Annotated in this window: 21 protein-coding genes and 1 other RNA gene; 3 read left to right on the top strand and 19 right to left on the bottom strand. The window is 63.4% G+C overall.

The genetic code is table 11. From position 1 onward, the window contains the following. Positions 1–216: 216 nt before the first annotated feature. On the bottom strand, positions 217–903 hold the full coding sequence (gene aqpZ / locus IB262_RS00895; RefSeq protein ID WP_034792491.1) for an aquaporin Z: 687 nt from the start codon (positions 901–903) through the stop codon (positions 217–219). 320 nt (positions 904–1,223) lie between these two features. On the opposite strand from aqpZ, the gene IB262_RS00890 reads away from it, so the two are divergent. After that, the gene (locus IB262_RS00890) at positions 1,224–2,534 is read left to right on the top strand and encodes an MFS transporter (protein WP_060515931.1); all 1,311 of its coding nucleotides are present in this window, start codon (positions 1,224–1,226) and stop codon (positions 2,532–2,534) included. Between the two features lie 167 nt (positions 2,535–2,701). Here IB262_RS00890 and IB262_RS00885 read toward each other — a convergent pair whose 3' ends face one another. The 18 genes from IB262_RS00885 to IB262_RS00800 form a co-directional block, all read right to left on the bottom strand. Next, positions 2,702–3,292 (bottom strand): hypothetical protein, encoded by a 591-nt coding sequence (locus IB262_RS00885; protein ID WP_162728673.1) that lies wholly within the window; start codon positions 3,290–3,292, stop codon positions 2,702–2,704. Positions 3,293–3,409: 117 nt separating this feature from the next. After that, positions 3,410–4,384, bottom strand: coding sequence for a UDP-N-acetylmuramate dehydrogenase (murB, locus tag IB262_RS00880; RefSeq protein ID WP_034792458.1), 975 nt, complete (start codon positions 4,382–4,384; stop codon positions 3,410–3,412). Between the two features lie 2 nt (positions 4,385–4,386). Next, positions 4,387–5,796, bottom strand: coding sequence for a UDP-N-acetylmuramate--L-alanine ligase (murC, locus tag IB262_RS00875; RefSeq protein ID WP_060515929.1), 1,410 nt, complete (start codon positions 5,794–5,796; stop codon positions 4,387–4,389). Further along, positions 5,793–6,917 (bottom strand): undecaprenyldiphospho-muramoylpentapeptide beta-N-acetylglucosaminyltransferase, encoded by a 1,125-nt coding sequence (gene murG / locus IB262_RS00870; RefSeq protein WP_060515928.1) that lies wholly within the window; start codon positions 6,915–6,917, stop codon positions 5,793–5,795. The genes murC and murG overlap by 4 nt, the downstream gene beginning before the upstream one ends. A gap of 3 nt (positions 6,918–6,920) precedes the next feature. Further along, positions 6,921–8,075 carry a putative lipid II flippase FtsW gene (gene ftsW, locus IB262_RS00865; RefSeq protein WP_034792447.1) on the bottom strand — a complete coding sequence of 385 codons (1,155 nt, stop codon included), beginning with the start codon at positions 8,073–8,075 and terminating at the stop codon, positions 6,921–6,923. Between the two features lie 96 nt (positions 8,076–8,171). Next, entirely contained in the window at positions 8,172–9,563 is a 1,392-nt protein-coding gene (gene murD / locus IB262_RS00860) for a UDP-N-acetylmuramoyl-L-alanine--D-glutamate ligase (protein WP_112974941.1), read from the bottom strand. A gap of 7 nt (positions 9,564–9,570) precedes the next feature. Beyond that, positions 9,571–10,671: a phospho-N-acetylmuramoyl-pentapeptide-transferase gene (gene mraY, locus IB262_RS00855; RefSeq protein ID WP_034792441.1), complete on the bottom strand. Its 1,101-nt coding sequence runs from the start codon at positions 10,669–10,671 to the stop codon at positions 9,571–9,573. Between the two features lie 231 nt (positions 10,672–10,902). Then, entirely contained in the window at positions 10,903–12,357 is a 1,455-nt protein-coding gene (locus IB262_RS00850; protein ID WP_089043440.1) for a UDP-N-acetylmuramoylalanyl-D-glutamyl-2,6-diaminopimelate--D-alanyl-D-alanine ligase, read from the bottom strand. 1 nt (position 12,358) lies between these two features. After that, the gene (locus tag IB262_RS00845) at positions 12,359–13,822 is read right to left on the bottom strand and encodes a UDP-N-acetylmuramoyl-L-alanyl-D-glutamate--2,6-diaminopimelate ligase (RefSeq protein ID WP_060528867.1); all 1,464 of its coding nucleotides are present in this window, start codon (positions 13,820–13,822) and stop codon (positions 12,359–12,361) included. A 66-nt stretch (positions 13,823–13,888) separates the two neighbouring features. Next, positions 13,889–15,637, bottom strand: a complete 1,749-nt coding sequence (locus IB262_RS00840; protein ID WP_060582686.1) for a penicillin-binding protein 2 — start codon at positions 15,635–15,637, stop codon at positions 13,889–13,891. Continuing rightward, on the bottom strand, positions 15,637–16,020 hold the full coding sequence (locus tag IB262_RS00835) for a hypothetical protein (RefSeq protein ID WP_034792423.1): 384 nt from the start codon (positions 16,018–16,020) through the stop codon (positions 15,637–15,639). The genes IB262_RS00840 and IB262_RS00835 overlap by 1 nt, the downstream gene beginning before the upstream one ends. Positions 16,021–16,026: 6 nt before the next feature. Then, positions 16,027–17,052, bottom strand: coding sequence for a 16S rRNA (cytosine(1402)-N(4))-methyltransferase RsmH (gene rsmH / locus IB262_RS00830; protein ID WP_192493360.1), 1,026 nt, complete (start codon positions 17,050–17,052; stop codon positions 16,027–16,029). Positions 17,053–17,066: 14 nt separating this feature from the next. After that, positions 17,067–17,507 carry a division/cell wall cluster transcriptional repressor MraZ gene (gene mraZ / locus IB262_RS00825; protein ID WP_060515924.1) on the bottom strand — a complete coding sequence of 147 codons (441 nt, stop codon included), beginning with the start codon at positions 17,505–17,507 and terminating at the stop codon, positions 17,067–17,069. Positions 17,508–18,072: 565 nt separating this feature from the next. Next, positions 18,073–18,472, bottom strand: an RNA gene (rnpB, locus tag IB262_RS00820) — RNase P RNA component class A. A 106-nt stretch (positions 18,473–18,578) separates the two neighbouring features. After that, a complete protein-coding gene (locus IB262_RS00815; protein ID WP_112974986.1) occupies positions 18,579–19,769 on the bottom strand; it encodes an FAD-binding oxidoreductase in 1,191 nt (396 codons plus the stop codon). Positions 19,770–20,059: 290 nt separating this feature from the next. After that, positions 20,060–20,587, bottom strand: a complete 528-nt coding sequence (locus tag IB262_RS00810; protein ID WP_034792405.1) for a lytic transglycosylase domain-containing protein — start codon at positions 20,585–20,587, stop codon at positions 20,060–20,062. 223 nt (positions 20,588–20,810) lie between these two features. Then, positions 20,811–21,575: an N-acetylmuramoyl-L-alanine amidase gene (locus IB262_RS00805; RefSeq protein ID WP_060515923.1), complete on the bottom strand. Its 765-nt coding sequence runs from the start codon at positions 21,573–21,575 to the stop codon at positions 20,811–20,813. Continuing rightward, positions 21,572–22,279, bottom strand: a complete 708-nt coding sequence (locus IB262_RS00800; protein ID WP_034792391.1) for a DnaJ family molecular chaperone — start codon at positions 22,277–22,279, stop codon at positions 21,572–21,574. Before IB262_RS00800 ends, IB262_RS00805 begins: the two co-directional genes overlap by 4 nt. Positions 22,280–22,709: 430 nt before the next feature. Here IB262_RS00800 and IB262_RS00795 point away from each other — a divergent pair, with 430 nt between their 5' ends. Together IB262_RS00795 and IB262_RS00790 are read left to right on the top strand one after the other, a co-directional pair. Beyond that, positions 22,710–23,927 carry a pyrophosphate--fructose-6-phosphate 1-phosphotransferase gene (locus IB262_RS00795; RefSeq protein ID WP_060582683.1) on the top strand — a complete coding sequence of 406 codons (1,218 nt, stop codon included), beginning with the start codon at positions 22,710–22,712 and terminating at the stop codon, positions 23,925–23,927. A 128-nt stretch (positions 23,928–24,055) separates the two neighbouring features. Continuing rightward, positions 24,056–24,691 (top strand): LysE family translocator, encoded by a 636-nt coding sequence (locus tag IB262_RS00790; protein ID WP_034792388.1) that lies wholly within the window; start codon positions 24,056–24,058, stop codon positions 24,689–24,691. The last annotated feature ends 53 nt before the right edge of the window (positions 24,692–24,744 follow it).

The raw sequence follows: 24,744 nt of genomic DNA, 5'->3' as shown, positions 1-24,744 counted from the left end.
AACGTCATTAAGGTTAACGAACCGTTTACTTTCGTTAACCCCGGTCAGGAAATGAAACGCCGCCTGCAGGCGCAAGCGCATGTGGAACAAGGCATTTTAGCGAGAGATCAAAGGGTTGCGGAGTAATCTTGAATCTAATGCATAAACAGAAGAAAAAATGAAAAAACCCGCCGCAGCCAGGGCGGCGGGTCTATGCCTGACGGCATCCGAATTGGATCAGTCGTCATCACCGACGATCTTCCAGACGATGCCGGCGATCGCCGCGCCGACGATCGGCGCCACCCAGAACAGCCACAATTGCGCGACCGCCCAATCGCCGACGAAGAGCGCCTGCCCCGTCGAGCGGGCCGGATTGACCGACGTGTTCGTCACCGGGATCGAGACCAGATGGATCAGTGTCAGCGCCAGGCCGATGGCGATCGGCGCAAAGCCCGCGGGCACTCGGCCATGGGTGGAGCCGAGAATGATGAACAGGAAGAAGGCGGTTAGCACCACCTCGGCAACCAGCGCCGCCGTCAGCGAGTAGCCGCCCGGCGAATGCGCGCCGTAACCGTTGGCAGCGAAGCCACCGAGCTGGAAATCCCCCTTGCCGCTGGCGATCAGATAGATAACCGCCGCCGCGGCGATGGCACCCAGCACCTGGGCGATGACATAGCCGACAAGTTTGTGCGCGGGGAACTTGCCCGCAACCAGCAACCCCACCGAGACGGCCGGATTGAAATGCCCGCCGGAAATGCCGCCGACCGCATAGGCCATGGTCAGCACCGTCAGGCCAAAAGCAAAGGAGACGCCGAGATAGCCAATACCGACCTCAGGTAGGGCAGCCGCCAGCACGGCGCTGCCGCAACCGCCGAAAACGAGCCAGAATGTACCGAGAAATTCCGCAGAAAGCCTTTTGAACATGCATTCGCTCCTGAAAAACGAAGCCGATCGCTTCGCCGTCGAGAGTTTGCCACAATTTGATTCTCGTCAATCCGGGTTGTCCCGCCAAGCGAACCTCCCGCAAAACGTGAAAATCTGCCTACGGCAAAGCAGTTGAGGCGCAAGCGAAAAGGCCGTCCCGCGCCGCGGCCCCAGAGCGGAGCGCCGACAGAATAATGATGCGCATGACGCCGATATCGTTCGCACTTCTTACGATATCAGGGTTTCGTCATGTCGAAACTTGCGTTAAGACGCCCGCACCCGCCTCCCAAGACGGTCTTACATCCATAGGAACAATGATAATGACAGACGCGACAACCTCCCTGTCGCCGAAGGACAATGCGTCAAAGCACGCGGCAGTGAACTCCCCTGCCCGGGTGCTGTTCGCGAGCCTCGTCGGCACGACCATCGAATTCTTCGACTTCTACGTTTACGCCACCGCCGCCGTTCTGGTGTTCCCGCACCTGTTCTTCCCGGGCTCGGACCCGACCTCGGCAATGCTGCAATCCTTCGCGACCTTCTCGATCGCTTTTTTCGCCCGCCCCTTCGGGGCCGTGATCTTCGGCCACTTCGGCGACAAGGTCGGCCGCAAGGCGACGCTGGTGGCGGCGCTGATGACCATGGGCATCTCCACGGTCGTCATCGGCCTTCTGCCGACCTATGCCACGATCGGCGTCGCAGCTCCGCTGCTGCTCGCGCTTTGCCGTTTCGGCCAGGGTCTCGGCCTTGGCGGCGAATGGGGCGGCGCAGTGCTGCTTGCCACCGAGAATGCGCCTGAGGGCAAGCGCAGCTGGTACGCCATGTTCCCGCAGCTCGGCGCGCCGATCGGCTTCATCCTGTCGGCCGGCACCTTCCTGATCCTCGGCGAAGTGATGAGCAACGAAGCCTTCCTCGCCTGGGGCTGGCGCGTGCCGTTCATCGCCAGCATCCTGCTCGTCGCCGTCGGCCTTTATGTCCGCCTGAAGATCACCGAAACGCCAGAGTTCCAGAAGGCCGTCGACAAGCACGAGCGCGTGCAGGTGCCGATCGCCGAGATCTTCCGTTTCCACAAGCGCAGCCTGGTGCTCGGCACTTTCGTGGCGCTTGCGACCTTCGTGCTGTTCTACCTGATGACCGTCTTCTCGCTCTCCTGGGGCACGGCGAAGCTCGGCTATTCGCGTGAGCAGTTCCTGGTCGTGCAGATGACCGGCGTCGTCTTCTTCGGCCTGATGATCCCGGTTGCCGGTATCCTCTCGGACCGCTACGGCCGTCGCCTGATCTTGATCATCACCACCATTGGCATCGGAGTCTTCGGCCTGTTCATGGCCCCGCTTCTTGCCGGCGGCCTCGGCGGCGCCTTCCTGTTCTCGATCATCGGCCTCGGCCTCATGGGCCTCACCTACGGCCCGATCGGCGCAGCGCTGGCAGCCCCCTTCCCGACCTCGGTGCGCTACACCGGCGCGTCCATGACCTTCAACCTCGCCGGCATCTTCGGCGCGTCGCTGGCGCCGTACATCGCCACCTGGCTCGCCACCAACTACAGCCTGGATTACGTCGGCTACTACCTGCTCGCCGCCGCCGCCATCACGCTTCTGTGCCTGGTGCTGTCGACGGAAGACGAGGTTTCGGCCTGATCACGACTGGCCGTGCCTAGCGCGGCCGATCACAACCAAGAAGGGCCGCAGCGGCAACGCTGCGGCCCTTTCGCTTAGCGGGTGCTGTTTGCGAAGCCTCCGAAGCCAAACCGATGACGATCGCAGCAGGCAATGGCCCGGCGCCAGCAAAGCGCGGGTGGCTCGGCTCACTCCATGAGGTCCGGATCGTCGCCGCAGTCGCCGGTCATGGCGCAGCTAGAGCCGACCTGCCGCGTGGACTTGGGAAGACGCGCAATCAACTCGCAGCGATGCATCGATTCCGCGAAAATATTGTCGACCTCCGTGCCGTCGATCATGACAACGCCGTTTCGGATGGCTGGGTGAGTGCCGTTCGCGATCGTCATCGCGACGATGCGGATGGCAGCGTTGGCGTAGTGGCATGGCCCCATTGAGAGTGCGATCTGCTGCCAACCGGGCGTCGCGTTCGCTTGCTCCGGCTGCTCATAGTACTTTGCCAGAATGTCGAGGAAATCGCCGTCTTTCATCCGGATCTGTTCGGCCAGCTTCGCAAGCTCGATCTGGTCGCCTGATTTTACGAGATCGGCAACCCTGGCTTCGAGACGCTGGGCGTCAGCACCGTCACCGAGCGAGGCGACGGCAGCTTGCAGACGCACCTCATCCATAGCCTTGACGGGCGCAAAGAACGCAAGATTGGCCAATAGGGCTGAAACGGCGAGCAACCTCGCATACGACAGTCTTTGCAAGCAACGCACTCGAGCTTTCTCCTCGGCCGTCATTGAGTAGGGACCCCGGCATTCTGCAAAGGCGCTGGCAGCCGCTTGCCGCCCGCCGGAAAAACAAGAGGCCGCAGCGCTTCCGCCACGGCCTTTCAGATTACGTCTCGCAACCGAGCCTTACGCGATGCCGCGGCCGAGGAACTCCTTGATCTCGTAGCCCGGCATGAAGTTGCCGATGCGCTTGATCTCCCATTCGAGCCGGACGCCGGAATGTTCGAGCACGCGCTGGCGCACGGTTTCGCCGAGATATTCGAGCTCGTAGCCGGTCGCCTGGCCGGTGTTGATCATGAAGTTGCAGTGCAGCGGCGACATCTGCGCGCTGCCGATCATCATGCCGCGGCAGCCGGCCTCGTCGATCAGCTTCCAGGCCGAGTGGCCCTCCGGGTTCTTGAAGGTCGAGCCACCGGTCTTTTCGCGGATCGGCTGCACCGTTTCGCGATGCTGGCGCACGGCATCCATGTCGGTGCGGATCTTGTTCTTGTCCTCGGCGTAGCCTTCGAACACCGCGTGGGTGAAGATGAGGTCCTTCGCCGCCGCCGAATGGCGGTAGGCATAGCCCATGTCGGCATTCGACAGCACATGCTGGTTGCCCTGACGGTCGACCGCGTGCACCTCGACGACCCGTTCGCGGGTCTCGGCACCATTGGCGCCGGCGTTCATGCGCAGCGCGCCGCCGAGCGAGCCGGGAATGCCGTAGTAGAAGTAGAAGCCGCCAATGCCGTGATCGAGCGCCATGGCGGCGATGTTCTTGTCCGGGCAGATCGCGCCGGCCTTGATGCGGTTTTCGCCGACCAACTCCAGATCGCCAAAACCCTTGGCCGACAGCCGGATGACAACGCCGGGAATGCCGCCGTCGCGCACCAGCAGGTTCGAGCCGACGCCGACGACCATGACCGGCACTTCAGCGGGGACCAGCTTCAGGAAGGTGATGAGATCGTCGGTGTCGTGCGGCTGGAACATCAGCTCGGCAAGACCGCCGGCGCGGAACCAGGTGACACGATCCATCGGCGCATCCGGCGTGATACGGCCGCGCACAGCGCTGACGCCACTTCCGAGCGATTCCAGTAGTTTCTGACCGTTGACCTGTTTCATGCTCAATTTCCTGAAATATCCGCGAGTTCCTTAGGCAGGGCAGCCGCCCAGTAGGTGATGCTGCCAGCCCCCAAGAGAACCACAAAATCGCCGGGCTGTGCAATCTTGCTGACAACCGGCGCGATTGCCTCCGGACCGGAGACGTAACGGGCGTCGCGATGGCCACCCGCCTTGATGCGATCGACCAGTTCCTCGGCCGTTGCGCCCGGAATGAGGTCTTCGCCGGCCGCATAGACAGGCGCGATCAGGATCGTGTCGGCATCGTTGAAGCAGGCCGAGAAATCTTCAAACAGGCTCGAAAGGCGCGAGTAGCGGTGCGGCTGGTGCACGGCGATGATTCGGCCCTGGCAGGCCTCGCGTGCGGCGCGCAGCACCGCCTTGATCTCGACCGGATGGTGGCCATAGTCGTCATAGACGCGCACGCCGTTCGTCTCGCCGGTCAGCGTGAAGCGGCGCTTGACGCCGCTGAAGGAGGCAAGCCCCTTGGCGATCGCTTCCGGGCTGACGCCGAGGCGCTGCGCAACGGCGATCGCCGCGGTCGCATTGGACACGTTGTGGCGGCCGGGCATCGGCAGGCGCAGGTCCTTCATCGGGATCACCTGGCCGGTGCGCCGGCGGCGGATCTCGATGTCGAAGACGGAGGTGGCGCCGTCCATGCGGATGTTGTGGAAGCGCACGTCGGCCTGTGGGTTCTCGCCGTAGGTCACAACCTTGCGGTCCTCGATCTTGCCGACCATGGTCTGCACTTCCGGATGGTCGAGGCAGAGCACGCCGAAACCGTAGAAGGGCACGTTCTCGACGAACTGGCGGAACGCGGCGCGCACGGCATCGAAATTGCCGTAGTGGTCGAGATGTTCCGGGTCGATATTGGTGACGATGGCAACGTCAGCCGGCAGCTTCAGGAAGGTGCCGTCGGATTCGTCGGCCTCAACCACCATCCACTCGCCCTCGCCCATTCGGGCGTTGGTGCCATAGGCATTGATGATGCCGCCGTTGATGACGGTCGGGTCGAGCCCGCCGGCCTCGAGCAGCGCTGCGACCATCGAGGTCGTGGTCGTCTTGCCATGCGTGCCGCCGATCGCGATCGCATTGCGGAAGCGCATGAGCTCGGCCAGCATCTCGGCGCGGCGCACAACGGGAAGGAACTTCTCGCGCGCGGCGATCAGTTCCGGATTGTCCTTCTTGATCGCGGTCGAAACGACGATCACCTCGGCTTCGCCGAGGTTTTCCGCCTTGTGGCCGACGAAGACCTCGATGCCCTTGGCGCGCAGGCGCTGCACATTGGCACTGTCGGACTGGTCGGAACCCTGGACCTTGTGTCCGAGATTGTGCAGCACCTCGGCGATGCCGCTCATGCCGATGCCGCCGATACCGATGAAATGGACCAGCCCGATGGTTTTCGGCATTTTCATGAGCGTGTTTCCCTGAATTTCTCGACTGTCAAACCGCTGGCAATAGCCTCTACGAGGGATGCAAGCAAGCTTGCTGCGTCCGGCTTGCCGGTTTCCCGGGCATTTGCCGCCATCTCCGCGAGCGATTGCGGCTTGCCGATCGCATCATTGAGGATGCCGGCGAGACGGTCGGCGGTGAGTTCGGCCTGCGCGATCACGCGTGCGCCACCCTTGGCGGCAAGGGCGGCCGCATTGGCCGCCTGGTCGTGATCGAGCGCATAGGGATAGGGCACGAGGATCGCCGGCCGGCCGATGACCGCAAGCTCCGATACCGTCGAGGCGCCGGAGCGGCAAATGACGAGCTGAGCGCCGGCGATGCGCTCGGCCATATCGGTGAAGAACGGCGAGACCTCGGCGGGCACACCGAGCTTCTCATAGGTGGCGATCACGCCGTCCCTGTCTTCCGGCCGGGCCTGCTGCGTGACCTTGAATCGCTGGCGAACCTCGTCGTCCAGACGGCAGATCGCCTGCGGTACTGCCTTGGAAAAATACTGTGCGCCCTGGCTGCCGCCGAAGACGACGAGATGGAATGGCGCGTCGCCGACAGCCGACGCATAGGGCGTGTTGGCGGCGGCTAGCACCGCCGGGCGAACAGGGTTGCCCGTCGTCACGGTTTTCGCGGCAAAGGCGCCCGTGCCCTCCGGAAGGAAGCCACCGGCGATCGCCTTGACGCGTGAGGCCAGCGCCTTATTGGCGCGGCCCATGACCGCGTTCTGCTCGTGGATGATCGACGGCACACCCATGCCGGTTGCCGCCAAGAGCGGCGGCACGGTCGGGTAGCCACCGAAGCCGACGACGGCCTTGGGCTTCAGCCGGGCAATCAGCTTTCTCGCCGCGCGCATGCCGCTCCACAGCGTCCAGAGCGATTTGACGACGCTGACCGGGTTCTTCGAGCCGATTGTCGCCGAAGGCACGACATGAACCTCGTCGGCCGGGAACTTGCCGGCATAACGTTCGGCGCGGCTATCGGTGACCAGATGCACCGAATAGCCCATGGCCTTCAGCTCGTGGGCCAGCGCTTCTGCCGGAAAGAGATGGCCGCCGGTACCGCCGGCGGCAAGCAGGATGATGCCTTTAGTCATATTTTACTCCGCCGGCACGCCAATGCCGGACCGAAACAGGCTGCGCTCCACGGCGCGCTTCTCCGGGCGGTGACGGGTCAAGGCCAGGATGAAGCCGGCAGTGACGCAGATCGCCACCATGGACGAGCCACCATAGGAGATCAGCGGCAGGGTCATGCCCTTGGCCGGAAGCAGTTCGAGGTTCACGCCGATGTTGATCATCGACTGGATGCCGATCTGAAGCACCAGGCCGGCAACGGCGAACCGGTTGAAGTCGTTGCGTTCGCGGAAGGCATGGTTGAGGCCGCGCATCACCAGGAAGGCGAAGATCAGCACGATGACCATGCAGAAGACGATGCCGAATTCCTCGGCGGCAACGGAAAAGACGAAGTCGGTATGGCTGTCCGGGATGATGCGCTTGACGATGCCTTCGCCCGGGCCCCGGCCGAACCAGTCGCCGCGGATGATCGCCTCGCGGGCGGTATCCATCTGGAAGGTGTCGCCTTCGCCCGTCAGGAACTTGTCGATACGCGCGGCCACGTGCGGCAGCAACGTATAGGCGACGAAGAAGCCGCCGAGGGCCGCACCGCCAAGCAGGATGATCCAGAGCCAGGGCATGCCGGCCATGAAGAACATGCCGCCCCAGACGGCGGTGGTCAGGATCGTCTGGCCGAGGTCGGGCTGAGCGACAAGCAGGGCCGCGACGATGCCGAAGAGCAGGATGGCAAAGAGATTACCGGGGATTTCCGGCTGGCGCGCATGTTCGGAAAACAGCCAGGCACAGACGACGACGAAGGCCGGTTTCATGAACTCCGACGGCTGGATCGAAATCCCACCGAGCGAAATCCAGCGCATCGAGCCCTTCACCTCTTCGCCGATGAAGAGCACCAGCACCATCATGCCGAGCGAACCGGCAAGAAGCAGAATCGCCGCGCGCCGGACCTGGCGCGGCGAGAGGAAGGAAATCCCCACCATCACCACCAGCGACGGCAGAAGGAAGAGTGCGTGGCGCCGGACGAAGTGGAAGCTGTCGAGGCCGATGCGCTCGGCGACGGCAGGGCTTGCGGCGAAGGACAGCATGAAGCCGACGCCCATCAACAGGATGAAGGTCGCCAGAAAGAACCTGTCGATCGTCCAGAACCAGTCGGCCACGGGGCCACGTTCGGCTCGGCTTACCATCTTGTCAGTCCCCTTCTCCGGCGCCCATCGCGCCCACGTCCGAAATCCCGCACCACCTTCCGCATCGACCGGCACGCATGCGCGCCGGCCGAGGGATCAAATCAGCATCGTCACGCCTTCGATCGCGCGCACATGGCCGACGAAGGCATCACCGCGTACCTCGAAGTTCTTATACTGGTCGAAGCTTGCGCAAGCCGGTGAAAGCATCACCGCCGAGCCGCCCGTCTCGTCCCTGCCGGCATCGGCCGCGGCATGCGCTACCGCCTGCTCCAGCGTGCCCGAGATCTCATAGGGTACGGCTTCGCCGAGCGTCGCGGCGAAAGCCGGCGCGGCCTCGCCGATCAGATACGCCTTGGCGATCTTCGGGAAGAAGGGTGCAAGCGTCGTGATGCCCCCTTCCTTCGGCAGACCGCCGGCGATCCAGTAGATGCGGTCATAGCTCGAAAGCGCCGGTGCCGCCGCATCCGCATTGGTCGCCTTGCTGTCGTTGACGAAGACCACCGTACCCTTGCGGCCGACCGGCTGCATGCGGTGCTTGAGACCAGGGAAACTCTTCAGGCCCGCGTGGATTTCTCCCGCGCTGACACCGACCGCAAGGCAGGCCGCAATGGCCGCCGCCGCGTTCTGGGCGTTGTGACCGCCGCGCAGCGTCTGGATGCCGTCGAGATCGACGAACAGGCTGGAAGTGCCGCCTTCAGCCTTCAGGATGCGCGGGCCCTCGGCATAGAGGCCGCTTGCCAGCACATGGCGACGGGAGATCCGCACGGTCCTGGTGCCGGCGCGCTCGACGCGATCGGCGATCAGCGCCGAGAAGCTGTCGTCGACACCGACGATTGCCGTGCCGCTACCGGCGACCAGCCGTTCCTTGATGTCGGCGTAATGCTGCATCGTGCCGTGGCGATCGAGATGATCGGGTGTCAGGTTGAGCAGAATGCCTGCCGTCGGGTTCAGCGTCGGCGCCAGATCGATCTGGTAGGACGAGCACTCGACCACGTAGAAGCGCCCGGCCTTCGGAGGATCAAGCGTCAGCACCGCGGTGCCGATATTGCCGCCGAGCTGCGTGTCTCGGCCGCTTTCTTTGAGGATATGTGCGATCAGCGCCGTCGTCGTCGATTTGCCGTTGGTGCCGGTTATCGCGATGAAGGGGCAATCGGGCGCATGCGCCCGGCGTTCGCGCACGAAAAGTTCGACGTCGCCGATGATCTCGACGCCGGAAGCATGGGCAAGATCCACAGTCCAGTGCGGCTTGGGATGCGTAAGCGGCACGCCGGGCGAAAGCACGAAGGCGGCAAAGGCCGCCCAGTCGACGGTGCGCAGGTCCGCCGTCGGCACGCCTGCGGCCGAAGCCTTGGCGACGCTATCCGGGTTGTCGTCCCATGCGGTAACCTCGGCACCACCGGCGACGAGCGCCTGCGCGGTCGCAAGGCCCGACCCCCCGAGACCGAAGAGAGCGACTTTCCTGCCCTTGAAGGAAGTGACCGGGATCATCGTCCGCTCACCGCAGCTTGAGGGTGGAGAGGCCAACCATCGCCAGGATGACGGCGATGATCCAGAATCGGATCACGACCTGGCTCTCGGTCCAGCCCTTCTTTTCGAAGTGGTGGTGGATCGGCGCCATCAGGAAGACGCGGCGGCCGGTGCGCTTGAACCAGAAGACCTGGATGATGACCGACAGCGTCTCCATGACGAAGAGGCCGCCGATGATGATCATGACGATCTCGTGCTTGACGGCAACGGCTACGGTGCCAATCAGGCCGCCAAGCGCCAGCGACCCGGTGTCGCCCATGAAGATGGCGGCCGGCGGCGCGTTGAACCAGAGGAAGCCGAGGCCGGCGCCGATGACAGCGCCGAGGATGACGGCAAGCTCGCCCGTGCCGGGCACGAAATGGATCTGCAGATAGTTGGCGAAAACGGCGTTACCCGCGAGATACGCGATCAGGCCGAAGGCGGCAGCGGCGATCATCACAGGCACGATCGCAAGACCGTCGAGACCGTCGGTCAGATTCACGGCATTGCCGGCGCCGACGATGACGAAGCCACCGAACAGCACGAAGAAATAGCCGAGATTGACGATCAGGTCCTTGAAGAAGGGGAAAGTGACGGAGGAGCCGAAAGTGGAGCCGGACGGACCGCCCGAAAGCGAGGCCTGCATCATGAAGAACACAGCGATCGCCGCGATCACGAATTCGATGCCGAGGCGTGCCTTGCCGGAAAAGCCCTTGTCCGACTGCTTCGTAACCTTGAGGTAATCATCGTAGAAGCCAATGGCGCCGAAGCCGAGCGTGACGAGCAGCGTCGAGACGACGTAGACGCTCGACAGATCGGCCCAGAGCAGCGACGAGACGACGATGCCGGCCAGGATCATCAGGCCGCCCATGGTCGGCGTGCCGGCCTTCTTGAAATGCGTCTGCGGCCCGTCGGCGCGGATCGGCTGGCCCTTGCCCTGGCGGATGCGCAGCGAGGCGATCATCGCGGGCCCGAAGAGGAAGACGATCATGGCCGACGTGAAGAGCGCCGCGCCGGTGCGGAACGTGATGTAGCGAAAAAGATTGAAAAACTGAAAGTGGTCCGCCAGTTCCACAAGCCAAATGAGCATAAGGGACCTTTCCCCAAAGGTTTCCTGCACAATGATGCAGCAGTTTAAAGTGTTACAGCGAAGCTTTCCCGCCCCGGGAGACGCGGCGCCGTAGTATTTCGAAACACGTCCAACAGAATCATCTGAAAAACGATACGCGCTTGCATGCGAAAGTGTTAGGGCGCGCCGCCTAACCTCAAACTGTATCCACCGCGCCATCATGGGCGGTTCCGCCGGCTTTTATTACGCCGGCTACCCCTCGGCTTCGGTTCCCTCGGCCCCGTATTCCTCGGCTTGCGTCTCCGGATAGCTCTCGATTAGCGCCTGCACGATCTTGGCGCAGCCGGTCCCCTTGGACGACTTGACCATGACAACGTCGCCCGGCGCGACAGCGGCCAGCGCATAGGCTTTGAGGTCCTCAACGCTCTCGCGATAGATCACCGAAACTTCGGGCGGAAGCGCGTCGCGCAGGTGCGCCATCAGCGGTCCGGCGAGCCAGACATCGGTAATACCGGCTTCGATGAGCGGACGGGCAAGGGCCGCATGCACCTCGGCCGCGTGTTCGCCCATTTCGAGCATGTCGCCGAGCACGGCGACACGACGGCCGCCGACCGGCGGCTCGCTGTCGCGCAGCAGCGAAATTGCCGCCCGCATCGAGCTCGGATTGGCGTTGTAACTCTCGTCGATCAGCTTCAGCGTACCGCCGCCGATCGAAAGCGTGTGGCGCCGGCCCCTGCCCGTTTCGGCCTGCATGGTTGCGAGCGCCGAAGCCGCATAGTCGAGATCGCCGCCAGCAAGCTTCACCGCTGCGAGAACCGCAACGGCATTCTCGGCGATGTGACGCCCGGGGGCACCGATCGCGACTTCCAACGTGCGACCGCCGATGCCGGCCCAGAGAATGGAACCCTCCGCACCGCCGCTGAATTCAACCAGCCGGAATTCGGCCTTCGGGTTGGCGCCGAAGGAATGGATGTGGCTGACGCCGGCCGCTGCCGCGGCGTCTTCAAGCAGCTTGTACTGCGGGCTGTCGTGAATGATCAGCGCGTGGCCGCCATTGACGACGCCTTCGAAGATCTCGGCCTTGGCTTCGGCGATCTGGTCGAGGCTCTCGAAATTGCCAAGATGGGCGGCAGCGATGCTGGTGACGATGGCCACATGCGGGCGCACCATGGCGGTCAGCGGCCGGATCTCGCCCGGATGGTTCATGCCGATTTCGAAGACGCCGAAATCGGTTGCCTCGGGCATGCGCGCAAGCGTCAGCGGCACGCCCCAGTGATTGTTGAAGGAGGCGACCGACGCATGTACGCGGCCCTGCGGCTGAAGCACGTGGCGCAGCATCTCCTTGGTGGTCGTCTTGCCGACCGAACCGGTGACGGCGATGATCTTGGCGGCACTGCGGTCGCGCGCCGCACAGCCGAGCCGGATCATCGCTTCGAGCACGTCGTCGACGACGATCATCGGCGCATTCAGCCGTCCGAGCGCCGGCAGCTTGCCTTCGCTGACGACCAGCACCGCGGCGCCATTGGCGAGCGCGATCCCCGCATAGTCGTGGCCATCCACGCGATCACCCTTGATCGCGAAGAAGGCTTCGCCCTTGCCGATCGAGCGGCTGTCGATGGAGATCCCCGAGATGCCTTCAGGCAGATTGCCGACCGGCCGACCATTCATGGCGGCCAGGAGATCGTCGCTTGTCCAGAGCCAGTTCAAATCACAAGCCTCCCAATGCCTTGCGGACCTCCGCGTGATCCGAGAAGGGCAACGTGACGGAGCCGATCGTCTGCCCCTCCTCGTGCCCCTTGCCGGCGACGATCAGCGTGTCGCCGGTCTTCAGCATGCCGACCGCCGTGCGGATCGCCGTGGCGCGGTCGCCGATTTCGATGGCGCCCCTGGCCGCCGCCATGATTTCGGCGCGGATCACATCGGGCACTTCCGAGCGCGGATTGTCGTCGGTCACGATCGTCACGTCGGCAAGCCGGGTGGCGATCTCGCCCATGATCGGGCGCTTACCCTTGTCGCGGTCGCCGCCGCAGCCGAACACCACGACGACGCGGCCGGTCGTGAACGGCCGCACCGAGGCGAGCACGTTTTCCAGTGCATCCGGCTTGTGGGCGTAATCGACATAGGCGAGCGCGCCGTCCCTGGTCTGGCCGACGAGTTCAAGACGACCGGAGGCCCCCTGCAGTTTTTCAAGCGCGGAGAAGGCCGCCTTGGCACTGATGCCGGTGGACATGGCAAGGCCGGCCGCCACGAGCGCATTGGCCACCTGGAAGTCGCCGGCAAGCGGAATGTGGATTTCGAAGATGTCGTCGCCGACATGCACTTCGGCCGACTGCTTGTGGCGGAAGTGCTCGACCCGCTTCAGCGAAATGTAATCGCCCTTGCGGCCGACCGTTCGCACGTCGAGCTTGGCCTTGCGGGCAGCGGCGATCGCCTGGTCCGACCATTGGTCGTCGGCAAAAATCACCGCGGGCGCGCCCTTCGGTAACAGCGCCTCGAACAGCCGCATCTTGGAGGCCATGTAGTGCTCCACCGTCGGGTGGTAGTCCATGTGATCGCGGCCGAGATTGGTGAAGGCGGCAGCCGACAGGCGCACGCCGTCGAGCCGGCTCTGGTCGAGGCCGTGGCTGGAGGCCTCCATCGCCGCATGGGTGACGCCGGCATCGGCAAGTTCGGCGAGCAGCTTGTGCAGCGACACCGGATCGGGCGTCGTCAGCGAGCCGTAATCGTTACGCCCGGGTGCGACGACGCCGGTCGTGCCGATCATCGCGGCTGCAAGGCCGGAATGCGCCCAGACCTGGCGGGTGAAGGAGGCGACCGAGGTCTTGCCGGCGGTGCCGGTGACGGCGACCATGGTTTCCGGCTGGCGGCCATAGAAGGCAGCGGCAGCGCGGGCGAGGAAGGCGCGAGGTTCGGAAAGCTTCAGGACCGGCGCTGCCGAAGTGTCGACGTCCGAGCCAGCTTCGGTGACGACGGCGACCGCGCCGCGCTTCAGGGCATCGGCGACATAGGCGCTGCCATTGGCCTTGCTGCCGGAAACGGCGACGAAGAGATCCCCTGGCTGAACCTGCCGGCTATCGGCCGTCAGTCCGGCAACGTCGATATCGGCGGCAGCGCCGCTCAGTTGCGCCGAAAGTTCCGGGAAGCTCGATCCCGCCAGGTCTTTGATCTTCATGAACGCACGTCTCGCATCGATTTCGATCCGCAAGAATCGCGAATCGTCCGCTTTCTCATTTCATGTCTAATAAGACACAAGCAAGGCAGAACCGTCTTCTCCAAACTTTGGTTCGACACCGAGCAGCGGCGCAGAGCGGCTGATGATGTCGCGAACCATGGGAGCCGCGTTCGAGCCTGCGGTGCGCCCGCCACCCTCGCCGGTCTTCGGCGCGTCGATGAAGGTCAGCACGATGTATTTCGGGTTGTCGATCGGGAAGGCCGCGAGGAAGGCGTTGAAGTTCTGGTCGCTGGCATAGCGGCCGTTGACCACCTTGTCGGCCGTGCCGGTCTTGCCGCCGACGTTGAAGCCCGGCACCAGTGCGCGCTTGCCGGAGCCTGCAATGCCGTTCCAGCGAAGCAGGAAGCGCATGTCGTCGCTGGTGCTCTTCTTGACCACCGGTGTGGAGACGGCGTCGGCCTGCTCCTCGGTGCGCGGCAGGAAGGTCGGTTCGATCAGCTTGCCGCCGTTGACGAGTGCAGCACCCGCGACCGCCGTCTGCAGCGGCGTCGTCGAGACGCCGTGACCGAAGGAGATGGTGACCGAGTTGATCTTCTTCCATTCGCGCGGCTGCGTCGGGGATTTCACTTCCGGCAGTTCGGTCGGCAGCTTCGAAAGCAGGCCGAGGCGCGTCAGGAATTCCTTGTGGCCGGGAATGCCGACGAGATCGGCAATCTTCGCGGTGCCGATGTTCGACGAATACTGGAAGATTTCCGGGACAGTCAGCACGCGGCGCTTGCCGTGGAAGTCCTTGATGGTGAAGCCGCCGATACGGATCGGCGCCGAGGCGTCAAAGCTGTCGTTGAGCGTCACCTTGCCGGAATCGAGGCCCATGGCGATGGTGAAGGTCTTGAAGGTGGAGCCCATTTCGAACGTGCCGTTCGACATGCGGTTCATCCAGCCCTCTTCCGCCCCTTCGGCCGGTTTGTTCGGGTCGTAGTCGGGAACGGACGCCATTGCCAGCACTTCGCCAGTATGCACGTCGAGCACGACGGCGCCGGCGGCGAGCGCCTGGTAGTTCTTCATGCCGGCGTCGATGACGTCGCGCACGATGTTCTGCACGCGCACGTCGATCGAAAGCTTCACCGGCTCGAGCTTGGCGTCGCTGGTCATGCCGATCGCGGCAAGGTCGGCCAGCCCCTGGCTGTCGATGTAGCGCTCCATGCCGGCAACGCCGCGGTTGTCGATGTTGACGTGGCCGAGGATATGCGCGGCCGTGTGGCCGCCGGGATAGAAGCGGCGCTTTTCCGGGCGGAAGCCGACGCCGGGAATGCCGAGCGCCAGGATCTCCGACTGCTGCTTCGGGGTCAGCTGCCGGCGCAGCCACTGGAAGCGCGATTTCGACTTGAGCTTGTTGTAGATTTCGCGGGCGTTGATGTCGGGCAGCACCGTCGACAGCCGCTCGACCGCTTCGTCGGCATCGACGATCTTGTGCGGTTCGGCATAGAGCGAGACGGTGCGGATGTCGGTCGCGAGGATCTCGCCGTTGCGGTCGAGAATGTCGGGGCGCGACGCCATCAGGTTGTCGGCCCGGCCGATGCTGGAAACGGTTTCGGGTGCCGCCATGCCGTATTGCACCAGGCGGCCGCCGATGACGGCATAGACGATGCCGAAGCTGGCGATCACGATGGCGACGCGGTTCTTCGCCTGGTTCGTGGTCTTCTTGCGCGTCCCCTGGAAGGTGACGTTGACGCCGCTTTCAGCCGGTCGGTTGTTGCCGCCCGCCGAGAAGTGCGCCTTGCTTTTCAACACCATGATGCGGGAGAGAAACGACATCAGCGCGCCACCGAGCCAGTTGCGATCTTATCGGTCTTTTCGATGATGGCAGCGATGCCATCCTTGGCCGACTTGTCCTCGGGCACGGGCAGATCGGCCTTCAGCATCGGCAGTTCCTGCGGCTGGGCGAGCTGTGTCGAGGGGGTCGGCACGAGTTGCAGGTCGGCTCCGAAGGCACCGACGAGGCGCTCCAGGCGGTTCGGTTGGGTCAGAAGCGCCCAGTCGGCCCGCAGCAGGTCGATCGTGTCTTCCTCGAGCTTGATCGCCACGTCGAGCTTGCGGACTTCCTCAAGCTTGTTTTCGGCGCGGTGCTTGATCGTATAGGTCACCGTGGCCGCGGCCGTCATGACGACGATCAGAACGATATCGAACGTTCGAAGCATGTCTCGTCAGCCCCCCAGCCGTGCAAGGCTTGCCAGTTCCGGCAGATTGAAAATGGACAGATCGTTTCCCGGCGACGCGGCTTGCGTGCGGATACCGGCGCGAAGCTTGGCAGAGCGGGCGCGCGGATTGAGGGACGCTTCTTCCTCGCTGGCTGCCACCATAGGCTTGCCAACTGGCGTGAAGGTTGCGGCACGCGCGTACACCATCGGCAGGTGACGCGAGCCGCTGGCCTTGCCGGAGCGGTCTTGGAAGAAGGCCTTGACGATGCGGTCTTCGAGCGAATGGAAGGTGACGACGACAAGACGGCCGCCGGGTTTCAGCGCTCGCTCGGCCGCAAACAGCGCCTCTGCCAGTTCGCCGAGCTCGTCGTTGACGAAGATGCGCAGCGCCTGGAAGACGCGGGTGGCGGGGTGGATCTTGTCCTTGGCCTTGCGCGGCGTCACCACCTCGATCAGGCCGGCAAGATCGCGGGTCGTTTCGAAGGGCTGTTCGGCCCGGCGCTTCTCGATCGCACGCGCGATGCGGCCGGCCTGCTTCTCTTCACCGAGAAAGCCGAAGATGCGGATGAGATCAGAGACCTTGGCACGATTGACGACATCGGCCGCCGAAACGCCCGAAGCCGACATGCGCATGTCGAGCGGCCCCTTCTTCTGGAAGGAGAAGCCGCGCTCGGCCTCGTCGATCTGCATGGAGGAAACGCCGATGTCGAGCACGACGCCATCGAGCCCGCCTTCGGGCGCATGGGCAGCAAGATCGGAGAACTGTGCATGAACGAGCTTCAGCCGGCCGCCCCACTCGGCGACCTGCGCCTGCCCTGCGGCAATCGCCGTCGGGTCGCGATCGAGCGCGATCACGTCGGCACCTGCCTTGAGGATTGCGGAGCTGTAGCCACCGGCACCGAAGGTGCCATCGAGGATGACCTTGCCGGGCGCGGGCTCGAGAGCCGCAAGCACCTCGGGCAAGAGAACGGGAATGTGACGAACCGGTCCGCCTTCGGCTTCAGAAACACCTCCGCCTTGATCCGTCACCATTCCCTCTCTCCATTCTATTCTGGACGCAACCCCCGTGACTTGCGCCCTTCCCGGGCCGCCGCCTGCGCCTTTTGAAAGGCCTGCGGCTCCCAGAGCTGAAAATAATCGCCCCGCCCGACGAACATCACGTCGGTCGAGATGCCGGTGAAGTCGCGGATAAAATCCGTCATCATCAGCCGACCTTCCGGATCGAGCTTCACAAAGACGCCACCCCCGTGAACCAGCAGCGACATCTCGTTGGCTTCCGGAGAAAATGGATCCTCGGCCGCCATCTGCCTCTCGAACCGATCCAGGAGCTCCGGCCCGCCGACGCTGATCGCCGGAAAGACGAAATCCTGAAAACAGTATAGCTCCCGAACGCCCCCATCCGACAGCACGGAGCGAAACGCCGAGGGAACAGAGACCCGCCCCTTCGCATCGATCCGATTGGTGGCATGTGACAAGAAGCGGTTCATAACGCGAAACGGCCGCCCAAGACTGACGGGCCACGATCATCGACCCGCGAGAACACGTCACTCCGCACGCAAGACAGCCCCGCCGAACAGTGGAATGTCCGACCACCCTCCGAAGCCGGAAGGCATTGGAATCTTGCGATATTGGGCCGCGAAGCAGCCCCTGCGCAGTGCCATTATGGGATATCATGGGACCATATGGGCGTCAATGGGAATGGATCATAAACAGCCGTCGGGCTGATCAAATATTGATAGGTTGTTAAGTTTAACGAAGGGTTACGAAGAGACCCCCACCGTGCGGGAATGCGACGGTCGAACGGCTTCAAATCGTTGAAAAATCAGAATGTGAGAAAAAGCGCAGACACACCGTTGTGCAGAGGCCCTTGCGCGTCATCGCAAGAGAAGAATGCACGGCGGCAACGACAAAACCGCCTAAACCTGCACCGCTGCCAGCCGCAAAAATGGCATGCGGATCAGCCCGGTTTGCAAGGCGCGATCCGCGCGCGCTGAACCGTTCGGCCCGCATTGAGAGAGAGAGAGAGAGAGAGAGAGAGAGAGAGAGAAAAAAATCGCCAGTTGGCCTGTAAGCCGGGTTCTGTATGGCCCCGCCACCCGAAGGCAACGGAACGTGGCAGCCATTCATCTGGGACTACGTTTGCACGCAGCCTCTTGCAACCCACCCGGATGACTGGCCCGGAAACAGGCTGGGCGCTTGCGCGTCCGCGTCATCCCTATTCGGTCTTGCTCCCGGTGGGGTTTGCCGTGCCGTCCATGTCGCCATGTCCGCGGTGGGCTCTTACCCCACCCTTTCACCCTTACTCCGCAAGCGGAGCGGTTTGCTTTCTGTGGCACTTTCCCTGAGGTCACCCTCGCCGGACGTTATCCGGCACCGTGCTTCCGTGGAGCCCGGACTTTCCTCCCCCCGCGGCCTTTCGGCACTTGCGGAGAGCGGCTGCCCGGCCAACTGGCAGGCGCTCCTTAACGCAAGCCCCCGCCCGGCGCCAGAAAAAACGGCAGTGTTTTTCAAGCTGCCAACAGGGCAGATCGGCCGAGACCGGGTGGATGCCGCCGCACCTAGCGAAAGGCGACCGCGAAGTCGGCGTCGTATTCGGGCTCATCGAGCCGGCCATTTTGCACAAGGACAGCGCCGAGCCTGCCGATCTCGTCGGAGCTTTTTGCCGCCTGGCCGTTGCCGCCGGTGACGACGGCGATGCGGTCGCCCTCGGCAAAGCCGATATAGGGCAGCCCGTCGCGGGTAAACGAGGTGACACAGGGTGAAAAGCGGGTGGAGACCGGCCGGAAGTCAGGCATCACCTCGGCCAGCAGCCGACGCAGATGCTCGGCCGCCGCGGCACCGCCCGGTCCGCGGAACCAGTGCCGTATCGCCGGCTCGTCACCCAGGATCCTGTCGGTCGGATCGCCGCCGATCTTGATATAGGTCCTGCCGTCGGCATAGCCGACCGGCGGCAGCAGGTAGTAGCTCTTCTCCTGCTCGGGTGCTGCACCGATCAGCGAGGGCATGCCCTCGAAGTCAGGCAGCTCGCTCGCCGCCACCTCCGCGAACAGCACCGTGCGAGCCTTGACCGTCAAGTCGATCGGCCGCGGCAGCAGTTTGTCGGACAGGGAAAATCCGCCGGCCGCAACGATGACCCGGCCCGCTTCCAGGCGCATGCCCGAGACCGTCGTGACGACAACGCGATCGTCCGCTTCGGAGACGGCGCCGACCTCGTCGCGCACGATCCGTGCGCCGGCCTTCTCGGCACAAATGACCTGCGCCGCAACGAGCGCGCGTGGATTGATGTAGCCGGCGCCAAGGCGCTCATAAACGCCGGCCGTGCCCTCGGGAAAACGGAACCAGGGAAAGCGCCGCGACAGCGCCTCGCTGTCATAGAGCGGCGCTTCGACGCCGAGCGCATCCCGCGCCTTTTCCACCTGCTCGATATAGTCGTAGCTCGAGCCCGGCGCTGGCCCCGCCATCAAGCAGCCGACCTCGTGATAAAACCGGATGCCGCTTTCGCGTTCGATCTCGTCGTAGCGCTCGATCGAGCGACGGGCGAGACGCGCCCAGACGGGGTCGTCGTCGATCGTGCGGGTGATGCGGGCATTGTCGTAGTGGCTGGAAAAGACGCCGGAATGACTGGCCCAATCGGTCGGCTCGTCAGGACCGACGAGCGCGACGCCAGCACCCGAGAGCGCCAGGTGCCGGGCAGCCGCAGCGCCCATCATGCCCTTGCCGACGACAATGAAATCAAAGCTTTCCGACATGCTCATCCCCGCTCCGCTGACACGGAAGGAGGTAGCATATCGGTGCTGATAGGGCACCACCACTCAAGGATTTAATTGGTGCGCCGGAACGCGAGACCTGTCCGGCTGGAGCATCCGCCATTGCCGCGTGGCCGGCGGACGATGCTCTCTCGTCGCGTGGGCAAATGGATCACCCACGCCTGTCAGGGACTAGAGCATTCCGCCCTCAGGTGGAAACACCGAGGCGGCCAGATGCTCTAGAATAGGGATGCCAAGGCGCCCCTCGTGCGTTCGCTGGAACCCACTGCGTTCTAGTCGATGATGTCCTGGACCTTGCCGCAATAGCGCTTGGAAACCGGGTTCATGCGCTTGGCGCCATGGCCGGCATTGTACTTGAGGATCGTGCCGCAGGTGGTGCCGCCCGAAAGCTCATGCGCCATGGCGAGATACTTCATGCCGAACTTGATGTTGGTTTCCGGGTCGTAGAGACCCTTGGAGGAGCCCGAATAGCCCATCATGCGCGCCGTGGCGGGCTTGATCTGCATCAGGCCGATCTCGCCGGCGCTGCCGCGTGCCTTCGGATTGAAGTTGCTTTCGACCTTGACGACCGCATGCGCCAGATCGACGGGAACGCCGTACTGCTTCGCATAGCTCTTGATCAGGGCCGTATACTGAACGTTCTGCGGAAGGTCCGGTTTCGGGAAGCCTGTGGTCCGGGTGACGGTCGGGATGGAAGAGGTCTTGATGGTCTTGTCGACATTCCCCGCATACGACGTACCCATCCCGGCGAAGAACATGCCAAGGCATGCCGCCACCGCAGCAACAGACGATATTCTCATGTAGTTTGAATTCTCCGGTCTGGGGATTGGACCGAAGCGCACCCCGCTTCGAGCCTCACGTCCCGATCGTTTCATTCACAGGACGTGAGCGTTGCGCCCCGAAGTTCCTGCAGTTTCAATGAGCGGGAAATGAACGGCGCATCATGGTAAACATGTGGCAAAGCTAAAAAAACATGCCACGAACATCCGGAAAACAGGCTTCGAGACGAAAAATTCTTCCGCGTCAGGCGACAAATTGCGGCAGCCCGGAAAGCAGGCGATGGAGCGTATCGAGGGTTGAGATGTCGGCGATGCCGTCTACCCTCTGTTGCCGGAAATGCCTTTGGAACGCGGCGATGGCGCCCTCGGTTTTTTCGCAGAAATCACCAGTCACTTCAATGCCGTAGCCATAGAGCGACAGCATCGACTGGATGGCCTCTACCGGCTGACCGCGGTCGCCGCGCTGAAAGAAGCGCCCGCCGCCGATCGGAGCCGGCTCGACCCAGTGCCCGACCCCTTCGCGGTGAAGAACATGCCAGGGAAATTTTTCTCCCGGATCAACCTTGCGAATGGGGGCGATATCGCTGTGCGCCAGCACCCTTTCCGGGGCGATCGACCACCGCTGGCCACAGTCCCGACACAATTCGACGACCGCATCGATCTGCTTCTTCGGGAAATCCGGCAACCCGCCGGGGTGGCCCGGGTTGGCGATCTCGATACCGATCGAACAGGAGTTGATGTCGGTCTCGCCCTTCCAGTAGCTCTTGCCCGCGTGCCAGGCACGCAGCGTCTCAGGCACGAGCTGGTCGACGCGTCCGTCCTCATGAACGAAATAATGGCTGGAAACCTGGCTCTCTTCGCGACAAAGCCATTCGAGCGCCGAAGCGCCCGTTGCCATGCCGGTGTAGTGCAGCACGATCATATCCGGTGCCCGCCTGTCGGCGCGGTCGCCAAAATTGGGCGACGGCATGAAGCGAGCCCCCGGATAGTCGCAGTATTTCGAAGTCATGCAGCTCGGCGTTCTTTCTCGATCGCCTCATAGGCGGCGTTCAGCGCCGCCATGCGATCATTGGCGATCGCGTGGAATTCTTGCGGTACGCCGCGCGCCACCAGCATATCCGGGTGGTTTTCGGAAACCAGCACACGGTAGCGCTTGCGGATGTCGGCGAAATCATCCTTACGCGAAACGCCGAGCACCTGATAGGGGTCGCGACCGTCTCCGTGCACATGGCGGGCCATGATGAGCTCGAAATGCGCCTCGTCCATGCCGAAGATCTCGGCGACCCGCACCAGGAACGCCAGTTCGCGCTCATGAACTGCACCGTCGGACTTGGCGATGTGGAACAGGCCGTCGACGATATCCTCGAGGATCGGGCAGTTTTCTTCGCAGGACGAACACAGCGACGCCATCTTCTCCGCATAGGCCTCGTAGCCGGCGACGTCCTGGCGCGCCAGATTATAGAGACGCGCGACGTTCTGCGCCTGGTCGGGCGGGAACTGGAAGATGTCGCGGAAGGCGGCGACCTCGGCCTCGCTGACGATGCCGTCGGCCTTGGCCATCTTGGCCGAAAGCGCGATCATCGCGACGGAGAAGGCAACCTTGCGCCGTGTCTCCGGGTCGCCCTCAAACAGGGTACGCACGGCCTCGACCACACCGGCAAGCGCATTGCCGGTGGCGGTAACGATTTTGAGGAGGCTGTCCCAGAATGACATGCGAGAATCCCTGTCTCTCCAGCGTATAGCATGGACTTGTGTGGTGGCAAATTGCAAGCGGTGGGACGGTCCGAACCACGAGGATGACGAATTTGTGATGGCACCTCACTATTGTCAATCCATCGATTGGAACTTGCGACAGCTGGTAGACGGAAAGCTGTTCCCTTGGGAACAACCTAGCGATCCGAAGCGGCGAATTTATGCCGAAAAACACGCCAAATGCACCGGCCGCGAAGGCCGCGCCGCCCGATTGCGCTCCTCCGGCTGCGACAATCGGCGCGACACCGAGCCCGCCCCGCGTTTCCGACGGCGCCCGGCGGCCGTTCTCGCGCAGCCTCGACACAACATCCACAGGCCCGTCATTTAAATTCCATCTGATTTGCGCTATGGAGGCCGCACCCATCGCATGCCAAAGTCCCGAGGAGGAAACATGGCCAAGAAAAAAGTCGCAATGCTGACGGCCGGCGGGCTCGCGCCCTGTCTGTCATCGGCCGTTGGAGGACTGATCGAGCGCTATACGGACGTAGCACCCGAATATGAGCTGGTCGCGTATCGCTCGGGCTACCAGGGCGTACTCCTTGGAGACCAGATCGAAATTACGCGCGACATGCGCGAAAAGGCCCATATCCTGCATCGCCATGGCGGCTCGCCGATCGGCAACAGCCGCGTCAAGCTCACCAACGCCGCCGACTGCGTTAAGCGCGGCCTGGTCAAGGAAGGCGAAAACCCGCTGCGCGTCGCAGCCGAGCGCCTTGCCAAGGACGGCATTTCGATCCTGCACACCATCGGCGGCGACGACACCAACACGACCGCTGCCGACCTTGCCGCCTATCTCGGCGCCAACGGCTACGACCTGACCGTGGTCGGCCTGCCGAAGACCGTCGACAACGACGTCGTTCCGATCCGCCAGACGCTCGGCGCCTGGACGGCTGCCGAATACGGCGCCCGCTTCTTCGACAATGTCAGCAACGAACAGAGTGCCGCCCCGCGCACGCTCGTCGTCCATGAAGTCATGGGCCGCCATAGCGGCTGGCTGACGGCAGCCACCGCCCGCTCCTATATCCAGATGACCGACGACAAGGAATTCGTCGACGGCTTCATGATGAACCGCCAGATGAAGAACATCGACGGCCTCTATCTGCCTGAGATGAAGTTCGACCTGCAGGGCGAAGCCGATCGCCTGCGCAAGGTTATGGACCGCACCGGCTTCGTGACGCTGTTCGTCAGTGAAGGCGCCTGCCTCGACGCCATCGTCGCCGAGCGGGAAGCAGCCGGCGAGACCATCAAGCGTGATGCCTTCGGCCACGTGAAGATCGACACGATCAATGTCGGCAACTGGTTCTCCAAGCAGTTTGCAGCCCTTCTCGGCGCCGAACGCTCGATGGTGCAGAAATCTGGCTACTACGCCCGCTCGGCCCCGGCCAACGGCGACGACCTGCGCCTGATCCAGGGCATGGTCGACCTTGCCGTCGAAAGCGCCCTCAACAAGGTCTCGGGCGTCACCGGTCACGACGAAGACCAGGGCGGCAAGCTGCGCACCATCGAATTCCCGCGCATCAAGGGCGGCAAGCAGTTCGATACCTCCACCAAGTGGTTCGGCGAGGTGATGGATGTCATCGGCCAGAAGTGGAAGGCCCAGAAGCACTGACCGACACTTGCCGGCGGGTGGGTATGCCACCCGCCGACAACGCTTGATTAGACGTTGACGGCTCCGCGTTTCCGTGGCTGGCTCGGCGAATTGATTGCCGAACACCACCTTTAGCGCGGAGCTTTTTCATGTCGTTCGAACACTGGTTTGCCTTTGCCGCGGCCTCGGCCGTGCTGCTCGCCATCCCCGGCCCCACCATTCTCCTCGTCATTTCCTACGCGCTCGGCCATGGCCGCAAGACGGCGGGCGCGACGGTCGCCGGCGTGGCGCTCGGCGATTTCACCGCCATGACCGCCTCCATGCTCGGCCTCGGCGCCCTGCTTGCCACCTCTGCCGCCATCTTCACCGTCTTGAAATGGGTGGGCGCTGCCTATCTTATCTGGCTCGGCATCAAGCTCTGGCGCGCGCCGGTGGCCGCCGGCGGCGACGCCGACCTCGAAACCACGTCGACGGAACGCCCGCTTCGCATCTTCTTTCATACCTATGCGGTGACTGCACTGAACCCGAAGAGCATCGTCTTCTTCGTCGCCTTCCTGCCGCAGTTCCTCGATCTCAGCCAGCCGCTCTTTACCCAGATGGCGATTTTCGAGCTGACGTTCCTCACGCTCGCGATCCTCAATGCCAGCCTCTATGCAGCCCTTGCGACCGCCGCCCGCAGCACGATTTCCAAGCCGAATGTGCGGCGGATCGTCAACCGCGCCGGCGGCTCCATGCTGATCGGCGCCGGGCTTTTGACGGCCACGATGAAGCGGGCCACGGCCTGAAATTCGACCCCACGCTTGCCGCCGCCAGCCTCATAGGTTAATGGAGATTCACG

Origin of the sequence: Ensifer sp. ENS02, assembly GCF_014851885.1 — a bacterium.
Lineage (GTDB): Bacteria > Pseudomonadota > Alphaproteobacteria > Rhizobiales > Rhizobiaceae > Ensifer > Ensifer adhaerens.
Note: the sequence above shows the minus strand (reverse complement) of the source record. Positions and strands in the feature narration are given on the sequence as shown.